Below are 17626 nucleotides of genomic sequence, written 5' to 3'. Positions count from 1 at the left end.
GACCAGATGAGACTAATGGGTCATTAAATTAATGACAAGTTCCCCCAAGGGTGGCCGAGAGCGGTGAAGCGCCGCGCGCCCGGGCTTACCCGAGCTTGGCCAGCAGCGTCGAGGCCGGGGAGGCGAAGGACGGGTCGCCGGTCTCCACCGCCGTCACCAGCAGCCGCCGGGCCAGCTCCATGTCACCCCGGGCGTACCTGATCTCCCCCATCCGGCAGGCGGCCTCGGCCACCAGGTCGGCCTGCTCGGTCAGCCCCAGCGTGAGCTCGTAGTAGCGCAGGGCGCCGTCGTGGTCGCCGAGCCAGTAGCACAGCTCGCCGAGGTGCGCCGCGGCCAGCCCCGATTCGGTGTCGCCCGCGTCGATGACCCGCTGGTACCAGGTGAGCGCCTCGGGGAAGTCCCGGTTCCGCTTGGCCAGCGCGCCCAGGTACATGGCCGCGAGCGCGCTGTAGTGCCCCTCGGCCTCCTCGACGCCCCTCAGGTACCAGTGCCGGGCCCGTTCCTCGTCCTCCTCGTGGTACGTCTGCCCCAGCGCGATCGCCGCCCGGGCCGCGAGCTCGGCGTCGCCGGCGGCGAGCACCCGCAGGTACGCCTCCCGCCCCTCGTCCACCAGCCCGGCCCCGACCAGCGTCTGCGCCAGCGTGGCCAGCGCGATGGGCTCGCCCCCGGCCGCCGCCGCCCGCAACGTGTCCAGGGACGCCTCGGTGTCCCCGCGGTTGTCCTGCAGCATGCCGAGCAGGCTCCCGAACACCCCCTGGATGGGGCTGTCGGCGTCGGCCGCCGCCCGCTGCGCGACGTCGAAGAACGCCTCGTCGTCCCCCTCGTCGTCGAGCAGTTCGAGCAGCCTGCCGCCGGCGACGAAGCGTACGTCCGCGTCGTCGTGCCGGCTGAGCCGCTCGTAGATCGCCCGGGCCTCGGCGTGCTCGCCCAGCTCCGCCAGCCGGTCGGCGACGTCCAGCTCGGTGAACGCCCCCCGCTCGGCCAGCTCGAAGTAGGCCCGTACGGCGGCCGGGTCCTCGCACCGCTCGCCCAGCTCGCGCGCCACGGCGGCGGCCTCGTCGCCCATCAGCCGCAGGATCCGCACGGCCAGGTCGTGCTCGCCGCGGCCGGACGCCTGGTGGGCGAGCACGCGCAGGTTGCCCGCCGCCACCTCGGACCCGGCGCCCGCGGCGGCCGCGAACGCCTGGGCGGCGCCCATGTGGTCGTCCTCCTCGTACAGCCAGATGCCGAGCTGCACGCCGCCCCGGTCCACCGCGTCGGGCGCGCCGGACTCCATGGCCAGCCGCACCTCCCGGACGGCGCCGGCCGCGTCGCCCAGCCCGCGCAGGGCCTTGGCGAGGTCCACGCGGATGCCGGCCGAGGTGGCGGGGAAGCCGGTCTCCACGCCCCGCCGGTACATGAGGGCCGCGTTCTCCAGGTCGTCCCGCGCCTTGTAGGCGTCGCCCCACGCCCAGTAGCCCATCGACACGGTCTCGGGGTCGCCGGTGCCGATCGCCCGCTCGGCCTCCGCCACCACGGCGTCGTGGTCCTCCACGAGGAGCAGGTGGGCGATCAGGTGGCGCTCGCTCTCCAGGTCCCCGGCCGCCGCCCCGGCGGTCAGCGCCTCGCGTACGCCCTCGGTGTCGCCCCGCTCGTTGAGGAGGTCGGCCAGCACGACGGCGGTGGCGGGCATCGCGGCGCGGGCCGCCCCGATCGCCCCGTCGAGGTCGCCGCGGCGGTGGCGGAGGATGGCGATGTTGCGCCAGGCCATCTCGGCCGTGCCCGGATGCTCGGTGGCGGGCAGGGTGCTCAGCTCGGCCCGGCAGTGGTGGCCGCGCTCGGCGAGGACCACGCCGAGGTCCACCGCGGCCTGCGCGGCGAGGTCGGGCTCGCCCAGCTCGACGACCACCCGGCAGAGCGCCGCGGCCGCGTGCTCGTCGCGCAGCCCGCGGGCCCGCTCCAGGGTCTCGGCGAGGGCTTCCCGCCGGTCCCGCGGGTCCGCCGCGGCCACCAGGCGGCGTACGGCCTTCGCGTCGCCCTCGTCGAGCGCGAGCAGCACCTCGGCCATCAGCTCCGACCCGGCGAACTCGGTCAGCGCCGCGAGCGCCCCCTCCCGGTCACCGTCGTCGGCCAGCACCCATCCGCGTTCCTTGGCCGACGCCGTGCCGAGCCGGACGCGGGCGACGGCCGTGAGCCATTCGTCGTCGTCCAGGGCGACGACCCGTTCGTAGGCGGAGCGGGCGTACTCGTCGTCGCCCGCCTCGGCCAGCGTCCGGGCCGCCCATATCAGCGCACCGGACGCGGACTCGGGGTCGGCGGCCACGGCCCGCTCGAACGCCTCCCGCGCCCCCGCCACGTCGCCCGTCCTGGCCAGCAGCTCCCCGAGCACCTGTTCCTCGAGCGTGTCGCCCGAGCCGGGCGCCAGGAGGGACAGGGCGGCGCCCAGGTCGCCGTGGTCGCGGAGAATGACGGCGAACTTGAGCCGCCCGGCCGCGCCGAACTCCTCCGTCATCAGCTCTCCGGCCTCCTGCGCCGCCCCGCTCGCGACGAGCACCTCGGCGAGCCGCACGGTCGCGTCCTTCCTGCGCGCCTCGCCGAGCTCCCCGAGCGCCCCCCGGTAGGCGGCGGCCGCCTCGACCAGCAGCCCGAGCTCCTGCCGCACCTGCCCGATGTCGCGCAGCGTGATGGCGGCCAGGCGCTCGTCGTCGCCCTCGGCGACCTGCTCCCACGCCTCCAGCGCGCCGCGCTTGTCGCCCGCCTCGTTCCGCAGCGCGCCGAGGTAGCAGCCGGCCTCCTGCCGGTAGTTGGGGTGCCCGGCGGCCAGCACCATGGAGAGCGCCGCGTCGGCGGCGGCGATCTCGCCGCGCCGCTGCCAGGCGTGCGCGCTCTCCATGGCCAGCATGCTCACCAGGAACGCGTTGCCCTCGTCCTCGATCTCGGCCAGCGCCTCGGCGGCGGCGTCGAGGTCCCGGTCGAGCAGGAACCGGGCGAAGCGCCCCATCTCCCGCGGCTCCCCCGTCGCCAGCTCGAAGGCCGCCCGCGCGGCGGCGAGGTCGTCGACCCGCACCCGGTGCAGCCCGAGCAGCCAGGCGCCGCGCGAGCGGTCGTCCGCGGAGGTCTCCTCCTCGATCTGCCTCTCGTGCAGCCGGCAGACGGCCAGCAGGTCGCCCTGCCGCTCCAGCACCGTCAGCAGCGAGGCGGTCGCCTCGATCCGCAGCCCGCGGTTGCCGCCGTCCAGGGCCGCCGTGTACGCGGCCCGCGCCTCGCCCAGGTCGTGCTCCATGACGAGCCCGCCCAGCGCGTACCCCACCCACGGCGCCAGCACGGGATGCCCCTCCGCCGTGGCCCGGCGCAGCAGCGCGAGCGCGGCCTCCCCGTCGGACAGCACCTCCTTGCAGATCACCGCCGTGTACGACAGCGCCAGCGGGTCCCCGCTCTCGGCCGCCGACTCGAACAGCTTGGCCGCGTCCGACAGGTCGTACCCGATGGAGGCCAGCACCTGTGCGAACACGGCGGACCCGATCGCGGCGACGGCCGGATCGGGATGGTCCATGGCCGCGCGGTAGCGGACCAGCCCCTCCTCCCTGCCCAGCCGCTGGTGGTCGAGCATCGCGGCCAGCACGGGGTGCGGCTCCTCGCCCGACTCGCGCAGCAGGTGCAGCAGGAAGGCCGCGCTGAAGCCCTGGAGCACGTCGTCGCCCTCGGCCACGTACGCGAGCAGCTCGTCGGCCTGCTCCCGGTCGCCCTCGCCGATCTCCAGCTGGGCCAGCGTCGCCATGGCCCTGAGCGACTGCGTGGCCGCGCCGGAGTCGGCGGCCTTGCGCAGCAGCCGCCTGGCCCCGGCCACGTCACCGGCCTGCAGGCGGGCGAGCCCCTCGTCGGTGTCCTGGAGCGCCTGCTCCTCGACGGGGTCGGCCAGCGGCTGCTGCCTGGCGGCGTGCTCCAGGAGCAGCGTGGCCTTGAACGCGGCGTCGGGATCGTCGTGCGCGGACGCGAACCGCGCCAGCTCCATGGCCTCGTCGTACGCCTCCGGATGCTGGTCGAGCAGCAGGCCGAGGAGCGTGACGCAGATCGACGCCCACTCGTCCTCCCCCGCCTCCAGCACCGCGCGCAGCGCGGCCAGCGCCTCGGCCGTCTCGCCCGCCTCGACGTGCATCTGGGCCAGGCACGCCTGGGCCTGCACGACGTACTCGCGCTGCCCGCTGGCGATCACCCGGCGGAAGATCGCCCTGGTCTCCTCCACGTCGCCCAGCGACGCGGTCACCTTGGCCAGCTCGATCAGCGACGGCAACCGGAGGTCGGGCCTCGGGTCCTCGGCGGCCACGCGGTAGGCGGCGGCGGACTCGGCGTACTCGCCCAGGTCCACCAGCACCGCGCCGAGCAGCTTGTGCGCCATGGCCAGGTGGTCGGGGTGCCCGACGGCGATGGCGTGCTCGCACACCTGCCTGGCCTGCTCGAACTCCTCCTCCTCGGCGTAGATCTGGTACAGCCGGAACGCCGACAGCGACACCACGTCGGGGTCGCCGCAGGTCAGCAGCGCCCGGAAGTCGTCCTCGTCCTCCGCCTCCTCATAGAGCTCGCGGGCCGAGGCCGGGTCCTGGAAGTGGAACTCGGGCAGCTCCAGCCGCGCGGCCAGCTCGGCCACCGCCGAGCTGTCACACCTGCGGGCCCGCTCCAGCGCCTCCTGCGCGCCCTCCACGTCGCCCAGCTGCGTGAGCACCAGCACCATCGCCGTGTCGGCGAGCGCGGCCACCTCGAAGTCGGCCCCGTCGGACGCGATCGTCAGCACCCGGTGCGCCGCCGGCCACTCCTTGGCCGCGACGAGCATCATGCCCATGGCGATGGCCGAACGCTGCCCGAACACGGGGTCGCCGGACTGGATCACCGACCTGTGCGCCGCCTCGGCGCCGTCGAGGTCGCCCTGCTCCTGCAGCAGGCCCGCCAGCAGGTGTGAGGCTTCCGGGTCCCCTGTGGCCGCGATCTGCCTGAACAGCGCGGCGGCCTGGTCGAGATCTCCCGCTTGCCAGTGGCTCATGGCCGCGTCGAGCTGTTCTGACGCCATTGCTCACTCCAAAGTCATCCAACAATGTGAAAAAGCTACACATGTGTCACGTCCGTCACAGGTCATTTGTGGAGATGGCGCGTGCTTTTGGAGCCCCGGCCGAGGGGGGAGGCCGTAGCGTAGTCCTCATGGGCAAGGCGTTCTGGATCGATCAAGAGTTCGACAGAGACCGTGACGGGCGCTATGCCGTACACGTTCGCAAGAACCTCGAAGAGTTCGAATGGGGGGACATCGCCCCCGTCAGGTTCGCGTGCGCCGCGTGGCGGCTGGCCACGCCGCCGGCGCTGACCCCCGGCTACGTACGGTGGGACCGGCGCGTGCTCGACGCCACCTGCCACCGCAACACCTGGGACGGCTCGCTCTACGCGCGGGTCAGGGTCGTCTCGCCGCTGCCCGAGGAGCTGACCCGCTCGCGGGCCTGGTGGCGCGACCGGGGGTGGCTGGGCTGGCAGGAGACCTTCGGCCAGTACGTCGAGCCGACCCAGCAGGACCTGGCCCGGCACCCGTTCCTGCGGGCCTCGCTGCTCCTGGAGGTGCCCGTGCCCCTGGACGACCTGCCACCCGAGCCCGAGGGGCCGCACGACGAGGTCGAGCAGCGCGCGCACCGGGCGGTGGTGGTGCTGACCCGCGAGCTCAACGCGCTGGTGTCACCGGTCCTCGACCAGCTCGGCGGCTAGCATGCGCGGGTGATCCAGGGGTAGCGGAGGTCCATGAGGAACCTGCTCATCTGGCCGGCGCTCGCGCTGGTCACCGTGGGGTGCGCCCCTGACACGGCCGCCCCGGCGCGGGCGGCCGAGCGTTTCCACGCGGCGCTCTCCGCGCACCACGAGGACGCCGCGTGCGCGATGCTCACCCGCAAGACCGCCGAGAAACTTCCCGATCCCGGCCAGACCTGCGCCGAGGCGCTGCGCGAGGCGAAGCTGGGGCCCGGCGGGTCCGTCACGTCGGTCAGCGTGTGGGGAGACGCCGCCCAGGTCCGGCTGGCCGGCGACACGCTCTTCCTGCACCGCTTCACCGACGGCTGGCGGGTCAAGGCCGCCGGGTGCGAGCCGGTGCGCGACCTCCCCTACGACTGCGAGGTGGAGGACTGATGCGGGCGATGTTCACGATCACCATGCTGATCATCGTGATCGGGCTGGCGTTCTTCTTCGTCGTGGGGCTCTCGCGACTATGAGGTGGGTCAAGCAGAACTCGCTGGCGCTGGCGTTCCTCGTCATGTTCCTGCTGTCGCTGGGCGGCCAGGCCCTGGCCGGGATGCTGGAGTACAACGACGTGCAGCGGGCCGAGGGGGCGGAGGAGGTCTCGTTCGCGCAGTACGTGACGTCGTCGCCGTTCGCGGTGGACGTCTCGGAGAACTGGCAGTCGGAGTACCTGCAGTTCCTGCTGTTCATCATGCTGACCGTCTGGCTCGTGCAGAAGGGGTCGCCCGAGTCCAAGGAGCTGGATCGGGCGGGGACGGAGTCCGATGAGGACCAGCGGATCGGGGCGCACGCCGGCCCGCGCTCGCCCCGGTGGGCCAGGGCAGGCGGGGCCAGGCTGTGGGTCTACAGCAACTCGCTGGGGCTGGTGATGGGGGCCATCTTCGTGCTGTCGTGGCTGGCGCAGTCGGTGACGGGGCAGGCGGCGTACAACTCGGATCGGCTCGGCGACCTGCGCGACCCGCTCTCGTGGTGGTCGTACGTGACCGCGCCCGAGTTCTGGGACCGGACCCTGCAGAACTGGCAGTCGGAGCTGCTCGCGGTGCTGTCGATGGTGGTGCTCTCGATCTACCTGCGGCAGCGGGGGTCACCCGAGTCGAAGCCGGTGGGGGCCGCTCACGCCGAGACGGGCGTGGAGGGCTGACCGGTGATCACGGCGACGATGCGGGTGCCGTCGGGGAAGGCGCCCTGCCGGGCGAGGTCGAGGATCCCGTAGAGCATCTTCGCCACATAGATGCCCTCGACACGATATTTCCGGATAAATGCGTCCAAGGCGGGGGTCGACTTGGCGTAGCCGCCGAAGTGGTAGTCCAGGTTGAGCTCCCAGTTCGCCCAGGTGCGCCCGTACGCCTCCCGCTGCAGCCTGGCCACCTCGCCCGCCAGGAAGCCCGCCCCCTTCAGCACCGCGAACCCGATCGCCCGCTTCCCCTCCGGCAGCCCCGCCGAGATCCCGGCCAGCGTCCCGCCGGTGCCGACCGGGCAGCAGATGACGTCGTACTCCGCGGAGATCTCCCCCGGCAGTTCGGCGCACCCGCGCACGGCGGCCGCGTTGCTCCCGCCCTCGGGCAGGATCGCCACGTCGTCGCCCCAGCGCGCCCGCAGCGCCGCCAGCACGCCCTCGGTGTGCTTGAGCCGGTAGGAGGCGCGGTCGAGGTAGGTCAGGGTCATCCCGCACGCCTTCGCGTGGGCGAGCGAGGGGTTCAGCGGCAGGTGCTCCTCGCCCCGGATGACCCCGATGGTCTCGATCCCGTGCCGCCGCCCCGCCTCGGCCACGGCCCTGATGTGGTTGGAGTACGCGCCACCGAAGGTGAGCAGGCGGGAATGGCCCAGGTTGTACCGGAGTTTGCGGGGTTTGTTGTCGTCCTGCATCAGGAACAGCCGGACCCGGCCGAGCCCGGGATCCAGGAGCTCTTCCATGGCGCTAGTCTACGGTCGAGCCTGTGTTGAGGAGTGTTCGATTATGCGCGTTGTTGAAGCTTTCCGTGCCGCCTATGGCGCGGACCCCCAGACCGTCTGGCGTGCGCCCGGCCGGGTCAACCTGATCGGCGAGCACACCGACTACAACGACGGCTTCGTCCTCCCCTTCGCCGTGCCGTGGGGCGTCACGGCCGCGATCACGCCGCGCACGGACGGCACCATCCGGCTCCTGTCCCTCCAGGCTCCCGGCGAGCCCGTCACGCTCACAAGCCACGACCAGTCGGCGGGCTGGACGCGCTACGTCGTCGGCGTCTTCGCCATGCTGGGCGAGCGCGTGCGGGGCGCGGACATCGCGATCGACGGCGACGTCCCGCCGGGCGCCGGCCTCAGCTCCAGCGCCGCCCTCGAGGTGGCCGTCGCCTCGGCGCTCAACGACCTGCACGGCCTGGGCCTGACGCCCATGGAGGTCGCCCTGCTCAGCCAGAAGGCCGAGAACGACTTCGTCGGCATGCCCTGCGGCATCCTCGACCAGGCCGCCTCCGCGCTGTGCGAGGAGGGCCACGCGCTGTTCCTCGACTGCCGCTCGCTCGCCTCCCGCAACATCCCGCTCGACCTGGCCGCCCACGGGCTGAGCATGCTGATCATCGACACGCAGGTCCACCACCAGCACGCCGACGGCGAGTACGCCAAGCGCCGCGCCGAGTGCGAGTCGGCGGCCCGCAAGCTCGGCGTCCCGGCCCTGCGCGACGTCACGGACCTGGCGGCGGCCCTCGACCAGCTCCAGGGTGACGAGCGCAAGCGCACGATGCACATCGTCACCGAGAACCACCGCGTCGAGGCCCTCATCGGCCTCCTGCGCGCGGGCGCCGTCACCGAGATCGGCGCCCTGCTCAACGCCTCCCACCTGTCGCTCCGCGACCAGTACGAGGTCTCCTCGCCGGAGCTGGACGTCGCGGTCGAGGCGGCCGTCAGGGGCGGGGCGCGGGGCGCCCGGATGACGGGCGGCGGCTTCGGCGGCTCGGCCATCGCCCTGGTGCCGGTGGAGCGCCTGTCCAGCGTCGAGGAGTCGGTGACCGCCGCGTACGCGGAGCACGGCTTCCAGGCTCCGCGCTTCCTTCCCGCCACCCCGGCCCGCGGCGCCCACCGCCTGGCCTGAGCCGCTCATAGGGGCGGGAAGTTCGGGGGGCGTCGCTCCAGGTAACTGGCGACGCCCTCAGCGAAGTCGGGGCGGCCGAAGGAGGCCATCATCTCCCGGACGGCCGCCGCGGCGGAGTCCTCCAGGGAGGCGTCCCAGTCGCGCCACACCTGCCGCTTGATCACCGCCATGGACGCCGGCGAGCTGTAGGCCGCCAGCTCCCGGGCGTACGCCTGCGCCTCGGAGAGCACGCCCTCCCCCGGCACGACCCGGTTGACCAGCCCGAGCTCGTACGCCTCGGCCCCGGTGAACACCCGCCCCGACAGCAGGACGTCCATGGCCCGCTGCTGCCCCATGAGCCTGGGCAGCACCCACGACAGCCCGTACTCGGCGATCAGTCCCCGGCGCGGGAACGCCGTGGTCCACTTGGCGTCCGCGGCCGTGAAGACGAGGTCGCAGACGAGCGCGTGCACCATGCCCAGCCCCGCGCAGGCCCCGTTGACGGCGGCGATGATCGGCTTGCCCACCGTGGTCGGGAACGTGTTGGGCCGCGGATCGGGCTCCTCGTCGTAGGTGCCGTTCCGGATCGCCGCCAGGGCTTTGAAGTCCGCGCCCGAGCAGAACCCCTTGCCCGCGCCCGTGACCACGACGGCCCGCACCTCCGGGTCCTTCTCGGCCTCCGTCAGCAGGTCGAAGTAGCGCCGCCCCATGGCGTCCGTCCACGCGTTGAGGGTGTCGGGACGGTTGAAGGTCAGCGTGAGTACGCCCTGGTCGAGGGATGAGAGCACGAGTTCTGCCATGCCCTAACCGAACCATGTTCTAGCCTGGGAAGGCAAGGACGGCGGCTGGCGGTGATGGACGAAGGCCGGGCTCAGCACGCTGGTGTCGTAGTAGCGGTGGAAGACGGGGGTGACGCCGCCCGACATCGGCGGCACGATCCATGACCAGTCCGCCGGGCAGACGCGCCCGGCCTTCTCCTCGCGCGACAGGTGAGTGAGGAAACGGCGCGACTCGGTGTGGTGATCGGTCATCGTGACCCCCTCCCGCTCGAACGAGTGCAGCACCGCCACGTTCAGCTCCACCAGCGCGTGGTCCCGCCACAGGGTCCGCTCGGTCGAGGTGTCCAGCCCGAGCCGCTCCGCGACGACCTTGAGCTGGTCGTACCTGTCGGCGTCCGCGAAGTTGCGGGCGCCGATCTCGGTGCCCATGTACCAGCCGTTGAAGGGCGCGCACGGGTAGCAGATGCCGCCGATCTCCAGGCACATGTCGGAAATAGCCGGTACGGCGTGCCAGCGCAGGCCCAGCTCCTCGAACCACTGATACTCCGGATGCACCAGCGGCACCTCCAGCACGGCGTCCCCCGGCAGGTTGCACAGCAGCGGATCGCCCAGGCTCGGCTGGATGATCAGCGGCAGCACGTCGAACCGGCCGGACCTGCCCTGCCAGCCCAGCGCCTTGGCCAGGTCGGTGAGCTCCGCGTTGCGCGGGTCCCCCACGATGCGGCCCCCCTTGGTGCGATGGCCCGCGTACCGGATGAGCTGGTCATTCAGGATCCGGGGGCCGCGCAGCGCCGGGGTGTCGGGCGGCAGGACGGTCACGGTGGGCCTGATCTTGCCGTTCCCGGTGGCCACCCGCAGGTGCTCCACGCACTCCAGGGCGACCCCCTCGGCCGTGGTCACCTGCCTGCGGTCGCGCACCTTCAGCGAGCGCCAGTAGAGCCGCCCGATGCACCGGTTGCTGTTGCGCCAGGCCACCCGGGCGCCGAACTCCAGCTCCTCGTAGGTATGGGTGTAGGTCCCGTGGCGCGCCACGTCCCTGGAGACGTCGCGCAGCCGGGCGTGCAGGCCTCCGGCCTGGGGGTTCTCGGCGTGGAAGAGCCTGATGAAGCGCTCCGCCTCGCGGAAGTCGGTGGTTCGCTCAAGCACCGCCTGCGCGGTCAGGGCATCGAAGGGGCGCAGGCTCGTAATCCAGGTACGCACGCGGCAATCAGCACTTCTCCGTCATCGGATCGCCCCGCCGATTCCGGGTCGGCGACACGTCCTGGTGGCGGCGCCCTCTCCTCGCCCCCGTCGACCTGCCCGCGGCTCCCGGCCCACAGGACCGGTAACCCATCCTTACCAGCCGCTCTCTGCTTTGTCCCGCCAAACCATGAAATGAACGCGCCCCGGCGCCGCTTGCCGGCAGGCTCCGGGGCGCGATGAGCGGCTAACGGCTCGCGTGGTCCTTCCACACGCACGTGAGGTGGATGACGCGGCCGCGGTGCCAGCGCTTGCCGATCTTGACCTCGCGCGGCAGTTCCCCGGCCGGGACGCTGATCGACAGCCGGTCCGCGGGCAAGGTCGTCACGCCGCCCACGGTCACGGGCCGGGCCGGCTCTACGTACTCCTCGTCCACGAGCTCGGCCACCCTGGCCTTGGAGAACTTCACCACCTTGCCGTCGGCCAGCCAGCACGTGAGCGGGCCGGCCGGGAAGGCCGGCTCGCCGTGGACCGTGACCAGCCCCTCGCCGCGCACCTCGACCGGACCGTCGTCGGCCAGCGCGGACCCGGCCATGCCGGCGAGTCCGAGGGCGGCGGCGGTGAGGACGACGGCGGCGCGTCGCTTGAACATTGGGGTCTCCTTCCCCGAGTCGATGAGACAGCCCGAGGGTGGCGCGCCGCACCTGAAGGAGGGCTTAACGCACCCGAAGAGATCTTCAGGAACGGTCAGGGGCGGCGGTGGACGAGGCCGAGGTCCAGGGCGGCCAGGACGGCCGAGGTGCGGTCGGAGACGCCCAGCTTGCCGAACACCCGCAGCAGGTACGTCTTGACCGTCGCCTCCCCGATGAACAGCCGCCTGCCGATCTCCCCGTTCGTGAGCCCCTGGGCCACCAGCTCCAGGACCTCCCGCTCCCGCTCCGACAGCACCGGCACGGCGGGCCGCCGCCCAACCAGCCGCCCGGCCAGCCGCGCGGCGACCGAGGGCGAGAGCACCGTCCGGCCGCCGGCCGCCGCCCGCACGGCCGAGGCCAGGTCCGCCCGCGACACGTCCTTCAGCAGGTATCCGGCCGCGCCCGCGGAGACGGCCCGCAGGATCTCCCCGTCGTCCTCGTACGTCGTCAGCACGATGACCCGGTGGCCGGGCCCCAGCCGTTCGATGGCGCTGACCCCGTCGCCGCCCGGCATGCGCAGGTCCATGAGGATCACGTCGGGCCGCAGCCGGGGCACGACGACCACGGCCTCGTCCCCCGACCCGGCCTCGCCGACCACCTCCAGGTCCGGCTCGGCCAGCAGCATCCCGCGCAGCCCCTCGCGGACCACGGGATGGTCGTCGACGATCATCACTCTGAGCATGGCATCACCCGGAGCACGGCAGCTCCACCGCGAGCGTGGTCCCCTGGCCGGGGAAGCCGGTGATCCGGACGGTGCCGCCGAGCCGGGTCACCCGGTTGCGCATCGCGCGCAGGCCGTACCCGTCGCCGCCGGCCGAGGGGTCGAAGCCGCGCCCGTCGTCGGCGATCGACATCCGTACGGCCGGGCCCGGCACGTGTTCGAGGGCCAGCCGTACGGAGCGGGCGCGGGCGTGCTTGCGGACGTTGGCCAGCCCTTCCTGGGCGGCCCGCACCAGCGCCTCCGCCACGAGGGCGGGCACGTCGGCGGCCCCGGCGACGCTCACCTCCACGGGCAGCTCGAACCCCTTGGCCAGCCGCCCCAGCGCCTCCTCCAGCGAGGCGCCCTCCAGCGCGGGCGGCGCCAGGGCGGCGATGAGCGCGCGGGTCTCGGACAGGTTCTCCCTGGCCGTCTCCATGGCGCGCCGCACGTACGGGTCGTGCCCGTCCCCCGCGGCCTGCAGCAGCATCACGATGCTCGCGAACCCCTGGGCCAGCGTGTCGTGGATGTCACCGGCCAGCCGCTCGCGCTCGGCCAGCATCCCGGCCTCCTTGCTCACCTCCGCCAGCTCCTCCCGGGTGCGGTCGAGCTCCGCGATCAGCCGGGCCCGCTCGGTGTTCTGCCGCCCGAGCCGGTCGATGAACACCCCGAGCAGCGTGCTGGCCGACAGTCCGAGCACGATCGCCACCGCGATCAGCAGCGGGTGCGAGCCGTTGTCCGCCATGAGCTGGATCGCGGGCCCGGTGAACATGGCCACCGTCACGGCCACGGCCCGCGCCCGCCGCAGCGCCATGAACGTCATGGGGATCAGCGCCGACAGCGCGACGGCGGACTGCGGCGCGAGCAGGTCGGCCGCGGTGAACAGGACGATCATCGCGGCGGCGTGCCACCAGCCCTCCTTGGTGGGGGCGACCGGCGCCCGCACGGCCTGGCGGCCCCACAGCGCGTACGAGACGGTGATCAGGAGCAGCAGGATGACGGCGGCCGGCGCGCCGCCGTCCACCACGATGGTGATGATGGTGGCGATCAGCACGATCGCGAAGTATGCGTCCCAGAACGGATAGGACCGCAACCAGGCGTTCTCCGCCCGCGCGTCCACGGGACTGCCCATGATCGACATTTTACCGGGAGCATGTCCACCGATCGGGGGACAGACCACTGTCCTGCGCCGCGCGATCGTGTGCGTATGACCCAGAAGACGTATCTCCGCCTGATGCTCGCCCTGACCGTGGTCTACGGGGTGGTGATCGCCCTGCTGGCGCTGCTCCAGACCGGCGGGGTCGGCGTCGTCGCCATCGTCGGCGGCCTCGTCGTCGGCCTCGGCTGGGCGCTGACCGGCATCGTCGCCAAACGCCCCTCCTGACCACCGCAAACGCCAAAGGCCCCCGGGAAGGGAGCTTTCGGCACGGCTCCTGGAACGGCGCAGGCCCCCTGTCCTTGATCCAGGAAGGGGGCCTGAGCTCTACCGAAGCTCCCGCGATAGGACTCGAACCAGGCTCTTGCCGTTCTGATCAGTCCATAGGGGTTCAGAGACGCCGTTGGTCGGTCTACTGAGTTCCGTCCGGTTCAGACTCGTTCACCTGGCGTGGCTCCCCACTTGGCTCCCCTTCGCCCCGTCAGCCAATCACGTGTCGAAAGCTGACATGCGCTGGTTGGGCCACCTCGTGACCCTTCGCTTGTAAGAGTAGCTATTCGATCATAGGAACTGCGGTTTTTGCTGCTCAGCTCAGGGCTCGGCATGCACTGAGGTGCATGGTTGTGCGACAAGGGGCATCCTCGATGTCACTCAGTTTGTCACTCGATCGCTCGATCTTTCTTCCCCAGCTGGAGTGTTGCGCGACGGTCTGGACAGAAACTGTCGGGCTGCGTCTCTACGATGGCCTTCAACCGCTCTTCCCCGCTTCGTTGTCGTCCTCCCAGCCGGAGCAAACATGAGCAAAGATCACATTCCTGCTGCTGTCCAGAAGGCTCTCTTCCTCCTCAGTCGAGGGGAGTGCTATGCCCCGGAGTGTCCTCGACCAGTAGTTCAAATGCTCGAAGACGGGAACCCGTATGTATACGGGAAGATCGCACATATATGTGGAGAACCAGGCGGTCCACGACATGACCCGACGATGCCGAAAGAGATTCGCACAAGTTTCGGTAACATGCTCCTGCTGTGCGAAGGTCATCATGTTCAAATCGACAACAAAGATAATGAGAAGAAGTTTCCAAAAGAACTTCTTCATGAATGGAAGAAGGCGCACGAGGGAGACGCCGCGTCCGCACTAAATAGGATCTCGGGGCTTACTGAAGACAGACTAAAAGATCTAATGCTGACAGCCATCACAACAACTAAACATGACCTTCTCGGGGCTGTAAACGATCTGAAGTCCAGCAGCAAGGAAACGGTAGAGACTCTCCGGTCTCTGATGCTCGAAGCTTTCGATCGACCGTATGACAGTGCTCAGTTGCTCTATGAGGCCGCTTCTAGATTGCGTCATCTCGAAGACAATACCCATCTTCTCTACGAAGCCGCCCGTCGCTTGTCGCATCTTCAGGACAATACTTCTCTTCTTTACAGCGCATCCCAAAAACTCGGGAATTTGGAAGACAATACTTCACTTCTGTTGGATGCAACAAGACAGCTGGAGGGCTTGGGCGATCGCATTTACATGTTCCGCTCCGCAGCTAATGAGATTCCCTGGCATCTCCTGGAAAGCTTTGTTGAAAGCTCAAACAATGCCTCCTTCTCGTCCCAAAACTCGGGATATGCTGACTCTGGGTCATTCGCGTTGAATAAGGCGACAGTACGTATCGAGGAGGTCGTCCAGGAGCTCCAAGAGCTGCGTGCGATCCAGGCCGACGAGGTTCAGAGCCATACGCAGTGGCCACCGTCGCCTGCGGGATGGATATGGATAAAGCGCGGCTTCTTTACCGGCCTTGCGCTAGCTGCCGCTGTCGTCATCACGATCATCGCATTGACTACCAACGGCGGTGCTTGATGTTGACTGGGATGCTGGGCGTCGAGCTCATCCGCGACAGCGCCTGCCCGTCTGCTGTCGTCCCACCCCACGGGTAGCGGGCCAGCCGCGGGGCTGCCCCGGCCGCGCGCCCGATGTCAGCGTCGTGATGGAGCGGAGGCGGCCCCGCGGCTGGTCTGCTAGGGCTTGCTCTGGGACGGCGGCAGGCGGGCAGGTTCCACCAGCTGCCCGGAGCCGGAGCGCCCCCGCCGGAGGCATGCGGTAAGGCCCCGCCGGCGCCTGGGCACGCGTGCGCTTAGCGAGCTCGGCCCCGTGACCCGAATAGTGCGCCCTCTTCTCAGCTTCGCGGCCTTCTGAATCTCTTGCGGCCCGATCTGCTTGGTTGTCGGGCGAGCCGACGCGGGGGCGCGGTGACGCGGCTGAGGTGCTGGGACCCCAAGTCCCAGCACCTCATGCTTTCCCCCAGGTCGGCCGCCCGAGCGGCCCGCTTTCGGGCCGCTTTAAGTTTGTAGAGAAAGTTCTCACACGTCACACGACTACATCGATGCTTCGGAGGCAGGAACGAAATGCCTTGCCGAGGTGGTCAAGGACGGTTCGGCCTTTGTCGGCGGTGGCCAGTGAGGGCCGACCGATGACACCTGTTTTGGTGTATGCCTCCATGCCGACGGTAAGAAGATCGTTGCGATCGTCGGCTATGTGATCGACAGTGTCGTAGCCGTCTCGCACCAACTCGGGGTTAGTCGCCAAGAGGATGGAAACTTCGAGTTCGCCAGCGTGCATGTCCTCGTGGCTGGTGGTTTCCATTTCGGCCTTAGCGCGTGCTGCTTTCCAGTCGGCATTGGTTGGAAAGAGTGCCATGCATCGTTCGGTGACGGTGGCTTCCTGCACGACGTTGGAGAGCACGTAATTACCACCATGGGCGTTAATCAACACTAGCTTGTCGATGCCAGATGCTCGTAGAGAAGCCTGGATGTCTGCGATGAGAGCGAAGAGCGTCCTCGCTGAGATACTCACTGTTCCGGGCCAAGCTTTGTGTTCATGGGAACAGGAGATGGTGATTGGTGGCAAATGGCGTACCGGGTAGAGCTGCGCGATTTCGCGAGCGATGATCGACGCGATGGCCGCATCAGTGCTTAGCGGCAGATACGGACCATGTTGTTCAAAGCTGCCAATCGGCAGGATGGCGACGTGCGCGTCTCGCGCATGTTCATCCTTGGTTGTTTGAGTTGGCAGCAAATGATTCACGATGTCTCCTTGCAGCGAAGCGTGTTGCTTATGCGGCGTGATGCGTGACCTGGGCTAACTGTTTCCACAAGTCTTGCACGGAAGGCAGCTGGGCGACAGGTGTCAAGCGATCGCGAAGAGCTGCCAACTGTGCTCGGATTCGAGCTGAACCGGTCTTCTGGGCGATGGTCAAGGCCTCGGTGCCGGCCTGAAGGGCGCGCTCGATCTCGCCTTGGGCTGCGGCTGCGGTGGCCAACCTAGCTAGACAGAGACCCTTGTCACGGGTCTGAGCGGCTTCAGGCCACTGTGTGAGGCTGTGTTCGAAGACGGACACGGCGGCGCTTGGCTTGCCGAGAAGTACCCAGGACATGCCGGCTTCCATCTCGACGTACGAGGGCGTGCAGTAGCGCGCCTTGTCTGTTGCGAGCTGGGTCATACCGTCAGTGGCGTACTGAATGGCTTGATCTATGGCGGACTCGAACTCGCGGGGTTCGGCGAGAAGAGCGTGTGCGTTGGCGAGTTGCCGGAGAGAGACGGCACGAAGTCGTGGAGTGAGGTTCGGTGCGGCATTGAGTGCGGCGTTGGCTAGGCCTAGACCTTGTCCGGGTTGCCCGGCCTCGGTGGCGATGTTGCTCTTTCGCATGAGGATGTAGGCCACGCCCTGAGGGTCTGCCAATTCTTGAGCGTAGTCGAGTGCCCGGTTGGTCCAATGCATCGCGCATTCCGGGTCACCAGAGTCTTGGTAGAGCCAGCCACAAAACTCGGCGAACCGCGCAGCAACTTCGAGCATCTGGCGGCGGTCGGTTCCACGGGTTGACTGCACAAGTCGATCTATTAGCGGAAGTTGGGCTTGTACGGCTGGTACCAGGTAGAGCGGGCCAAGAAGAGTGTCGGCCCGCGTGTGCTCAGCCAGCACGTTCGCAAGATAGGTGATCACCTCGGGTGAAGGGGCACCCGGTAGAGCTTGAGGCAGTGTGGGCGGCGTTGCCATGATGATCCCGGACCTTGTGTCAAGTCCGAGGTCGGTGTCGGAGGCTCGGTATAGCTCGCAAAATATCCGTCGGTAAGTCTCGGGAACTTCTCGACGGTTGTTCTCAAACATGGAGAACAGAGTGCGCAAGCTGGACCGAGAGGGAATGTCGATCTCTAGTGCGCGGCCAATCTGTTCGAAACGGACGATGGCTTGCTCCTGGGACCAGCCATGCCGCTTCCGGGCTTGCTTGAGCAAGTTTGGAATATCCATCGCACCTCGCAATGGCCCGGCCTACGGTTGTCAACCC

At 69.6% G+C, this 17626-nt stretch carries 15 protein-coding genes; 6 read left to right on the top strand and 9 right to left on the bottom strand.

Features of this window, described 5'->3' with window-relative positions:
* Positions 1-85 precede the first annotated feature (85 nt).
* Positions 86-5041, bottom strand: coding sequence for a hypothetical protein (locus HD596_RS26885; protein ID WP_185072092.1), 4956 nt, complete (start codon positions 5039-5041; stop codon positions 86-88).
* Between the two features lie 128 nt (positions 5042-5169).
* Here HD596_RS26885 and HD596_RS26880 point away from each other — a divergent pair, with 128 nt between their 5' ends.
* The 3 genes from HD596_RS26880 (at position 5170) to HD596_RS26870 (ending at position 6883) form a co-directional block, all read left to right on the top strand.
* Positions 5170-5718, top strand: coding sequence for a hypothetical protein (locus tag HD596_RS26880; protein ID WP_185072091.1), 549 nt, complete (start codon positions 5170-5172; stop codon positions 5716-5718).
* 33 nt (positions 5719-5751) lie between these two features.
* Positions 5752-6132 carry a hypothetical protein gene (locus HD596_RS26875; RefSeq protein ID WP_185072090.1) on the top strand — a complete coding sequence of 127 codons (381 nt, stop codon included), beginning with the start codon at positions 5752-5754 and terminating at the stop codon, positions 6130-6132.
* Positions 6133-6211: 79 nt separating this feature from the next.
* On the top strand, positions 6212-6883 hold the full coding sequence (locus HD596_RS26870; RefSeq protein ID WP_185072089.1) for a DUF6766 family protein: 672 nt from the start codon (positions 6212-6214) through the stop codon (positions 6881-6883).
* Here the strand turns inward: HD596_RS26870 and HD596_RS26865 are convergent.
* Positions 6856-7656 carry a 1-aminocyclopropane-1-carboxylate deaminase/D-cysteine desulfhydrase gene (locus HD596_RS26865; RefSeq protein ID WP_185072088.1) on the bottom strand — a complete coding sequence of 267 codons (801 nt, stop codon included), beginning with the start codon at positions 7654-7656 and terminating at the stop codon, positions 6856-6858. The genes HD596_RS26870 and HD596_RS26865 overlap by 28 nt on opposite strands.
* A 43-nt stretch (positions 7657-7699) precedes the next feature.
* Between HD596_RS26865 and galK the strand changes: the two genes are divergently transcribed.
* Positions 7700-8812 (top strand): galactokinase, encoded by a 1113-nt coding sequence (galK, locus tag HD596_RS26860; protein WP_185072087.1) that lies wholly within the window; start codon positions 7700-7702, stop codon positions 8810-8812.
* Positions 8813-8817: 5 nt separating this feature from the next.
* Here galK and HD596_RS26855 read toward each other — a convergent pair whose 3' ends face one another.
* The 5 genes from HD596_RS26855 to HD596_RS26835 form a co-directional block, all read right to left on the bottom strand.
* Positions 8818-9591 carry an enoyl-CoA hydratase-related protein gene (locus HD596_RS26855; protein WP_185072086.1) on the bottom strand — a complete coding sequence of 258 codons (774 nt, stop codon included), beginning with the start codon at positions 9589-9591 and terminating at the stop codon, positions 8818-8820.
* A 3-nt stretch (positions 9592-9594) separates the two neighbouring features.
* Positions 9595-10770 carry a nitric oxide synthase oxygenase gene (locus tag HD596_RS26850; RefSeq protein ID WP_185072085.1) on the bottom strand — a complete coding sequence of 392 codons (1176 nt, stop codon included), beginning with the start codon at positions 10768-10770 and terminating at the stop codon, positions 9595-9597.
* 226 nt (positions 10771-10996) lie between these two features.
* Positions 10997-11401, bottom strand: coding sequence for a hypothetical protein (locus tag HD596_RS26845; RefSeq protein WP_185072084.1), 405 nt, complete (start codon positions 11399-11401; stop codon positions 10997-10999).
* A gap of 95 nt (positions 11402-11496) precedes the next feature.
* Positions 11497-12123: a response regulator gene (locus HD596_RS26840; RefSeq protein WP_185072082.1), complete on the bottom strand. Its 627-nt coding sequence runs from the start codon at positions 12121-12123 to the stop codon at positions 11497-11499.
* Positions 12124-12127: 4 nt separating this feature from the next.
* The gene (locus HD596_RS26835) at positions 12128-13270 is read right to left on the bottom strand and encodes a sensor histidine kinase (protein ID WP_185072081.1); all 1143 of its coding nucleotides are present in this window, start codon (positions 13268-13270) and stop codon (positions 12128-12130) included.
* A 75-nt stretch (positions 13271-13345) separates the two neighbouring features.
* On the opposite strand from HD596_RS26835, the gene HD596_RS26830 reads away from it, so the two are divergent.
* On the top strand, positions 13346-13522 hold the full coding sequence (locus HD596_RS26830; protein ID WP_185072080.1) for a hypothetical protein: 177 nt from the start codon (positions 13346-13348) through the stop codon (positions 13520-13522).
* Between the two features lie 751 nt (positions 13523-14273).
* Positions 14274-15143: a hypothetical protein gene (locus tag HD596_RS26825; RefSeq protein WP_185072079.1), complete on the top strand. Its 870-nt coding sequence runs from the start codon at positions 14274-14276 to the stop codon at positions 15141-15143.
* A gap of 507 nt (positions 15144-15650) precedes the next feature.
* Here the strand turns inward: HD596_RS26825 and HD596_RS26820 are convergent.
* Positions 15651-16367 (bottom strand): creatininase family protein, encoded by a 717-nt coding sequence (locus tag HD596_RS26820; protein WP_185072077.1) that lies wholly within the window; start codon positions 16365-16367, stop codon positions 15651-15653.
* Between the two features lie 28 nt (positions 16368-16395).
* Positions 16396-17589 (bottom strand): NsdA family TPR-like regulatory protein, encoded by a 1194-nt coding sequence (locus HD596_RS26815; protein WP_185072075.1) that lies wholly within the window; start codon positions 17587-17589, stop codon positions 16396-16398.
* Between the last annotated feature and the right edge of the window lie 37 nt (positions 17590-17626).

Source organism: Nonomuraea jabiensis (assembly GCF_014204795.1).
GTDB lineage: Bacteria > Actinomycetota > Actinomycetes > Streptosporangiales > Streptosporangiaceae > Nonomuraea > Nonomuraea jabiensis.
The sequence above is the reverse complement of the archived record's forward strand: the minus strand, read 5'-3'. Positions and strand labels throughout refer to the sequence as shown.

Coding starts and splice junctions, on each gene's coding strand:
- HD596_RS26885 (WP_185072092.1), bottom strand. CDS start 5,041: ATGGCGTCAGAACAGCTCGACGCGGCCATGAGCCACTGGCAAGCGGGA.
- HD596_RS26880 (WP_185072091.1), top strand. CDS start 5,170: ATGGGCAAGGCGTTCTGGATCGATCAAGAGTTCGACAGAGACCGTGAC.
- HD596_RS26875 (WP_185072090.1), top strand. CDS start 5,752: ATGAGGAACCTGCTCATCTGGCCGGCGCTCGCGCTGGTCACCGTGGGG.
- HD596_RS26870 (WP_185072089.1), top strand. CDS start 6,212: ATGAGGTGGGTCAAGCAGAACTCGCTGGCGCTGGCGTTCCTCGTCATG.
- HD596_RS26865 (WP_185072088.1), bottom strand. CDS start 7,656: ATGGAAGAGCTCCTGGATCCCGGGCTCGGCCGGGTCCGGCTGTTCCTG.
- galK (WP_185072087.1), top strand. CDS start 7,700: ATGCGCGTTGTTGAAGCTTTCCGTGCCGCCTATGGCGCGGACCCCCAG.
- HD596_RS26855 (WP_185072086.1), bottom strand. CDS start 9,591: ATGGCAGAACTCGTGCTCTCATCCCTCGACCAGGGCGTACTCACGCTG.
- HD596_RS26845 (WP_185072084.1), bottom strand. CDS start 11,401: ATGTTCAAGCGACGCGCCGCCGTCGTCCTCACCGCCGCCGCCCTCGGA.
- HD596_RS26840 (WP_185072082.1), bottom strand. CDS start 12,123: ATGCTCAGAGTGATGATCGTCGACGACCATCCCGTGGTCCGCGAGGGG.
- HD596_RS26835 (WP_185072081.1), bottom strand. CDS start 13,270: ATGGGCAGTCCCGTGGACGCGCGGGCGGAGAACGCCTGGTTGCGGTCC.
- HD596_RS26830 (WP_185072080.1), top strand. CDS start 13,346: ATGACCCAGAAGACGTATCTCCGCCTGATGCTCGCCCTGACCGTGGTC.
- HD596_RS26825 (WP_185072079.1), top strand. CDS start 14,274: ATGCCGAAAGAGATTCGCACAAGTTTCGGTAACATGCTCCTGCTGTGC.
- HD596_RS26815 (WP_185072075.1), bottom strand. CDS start 17,589: ATGGATATTCCAAACTTGCTCAAGCAAGCCCGGAAGCGGCATGGCTGG.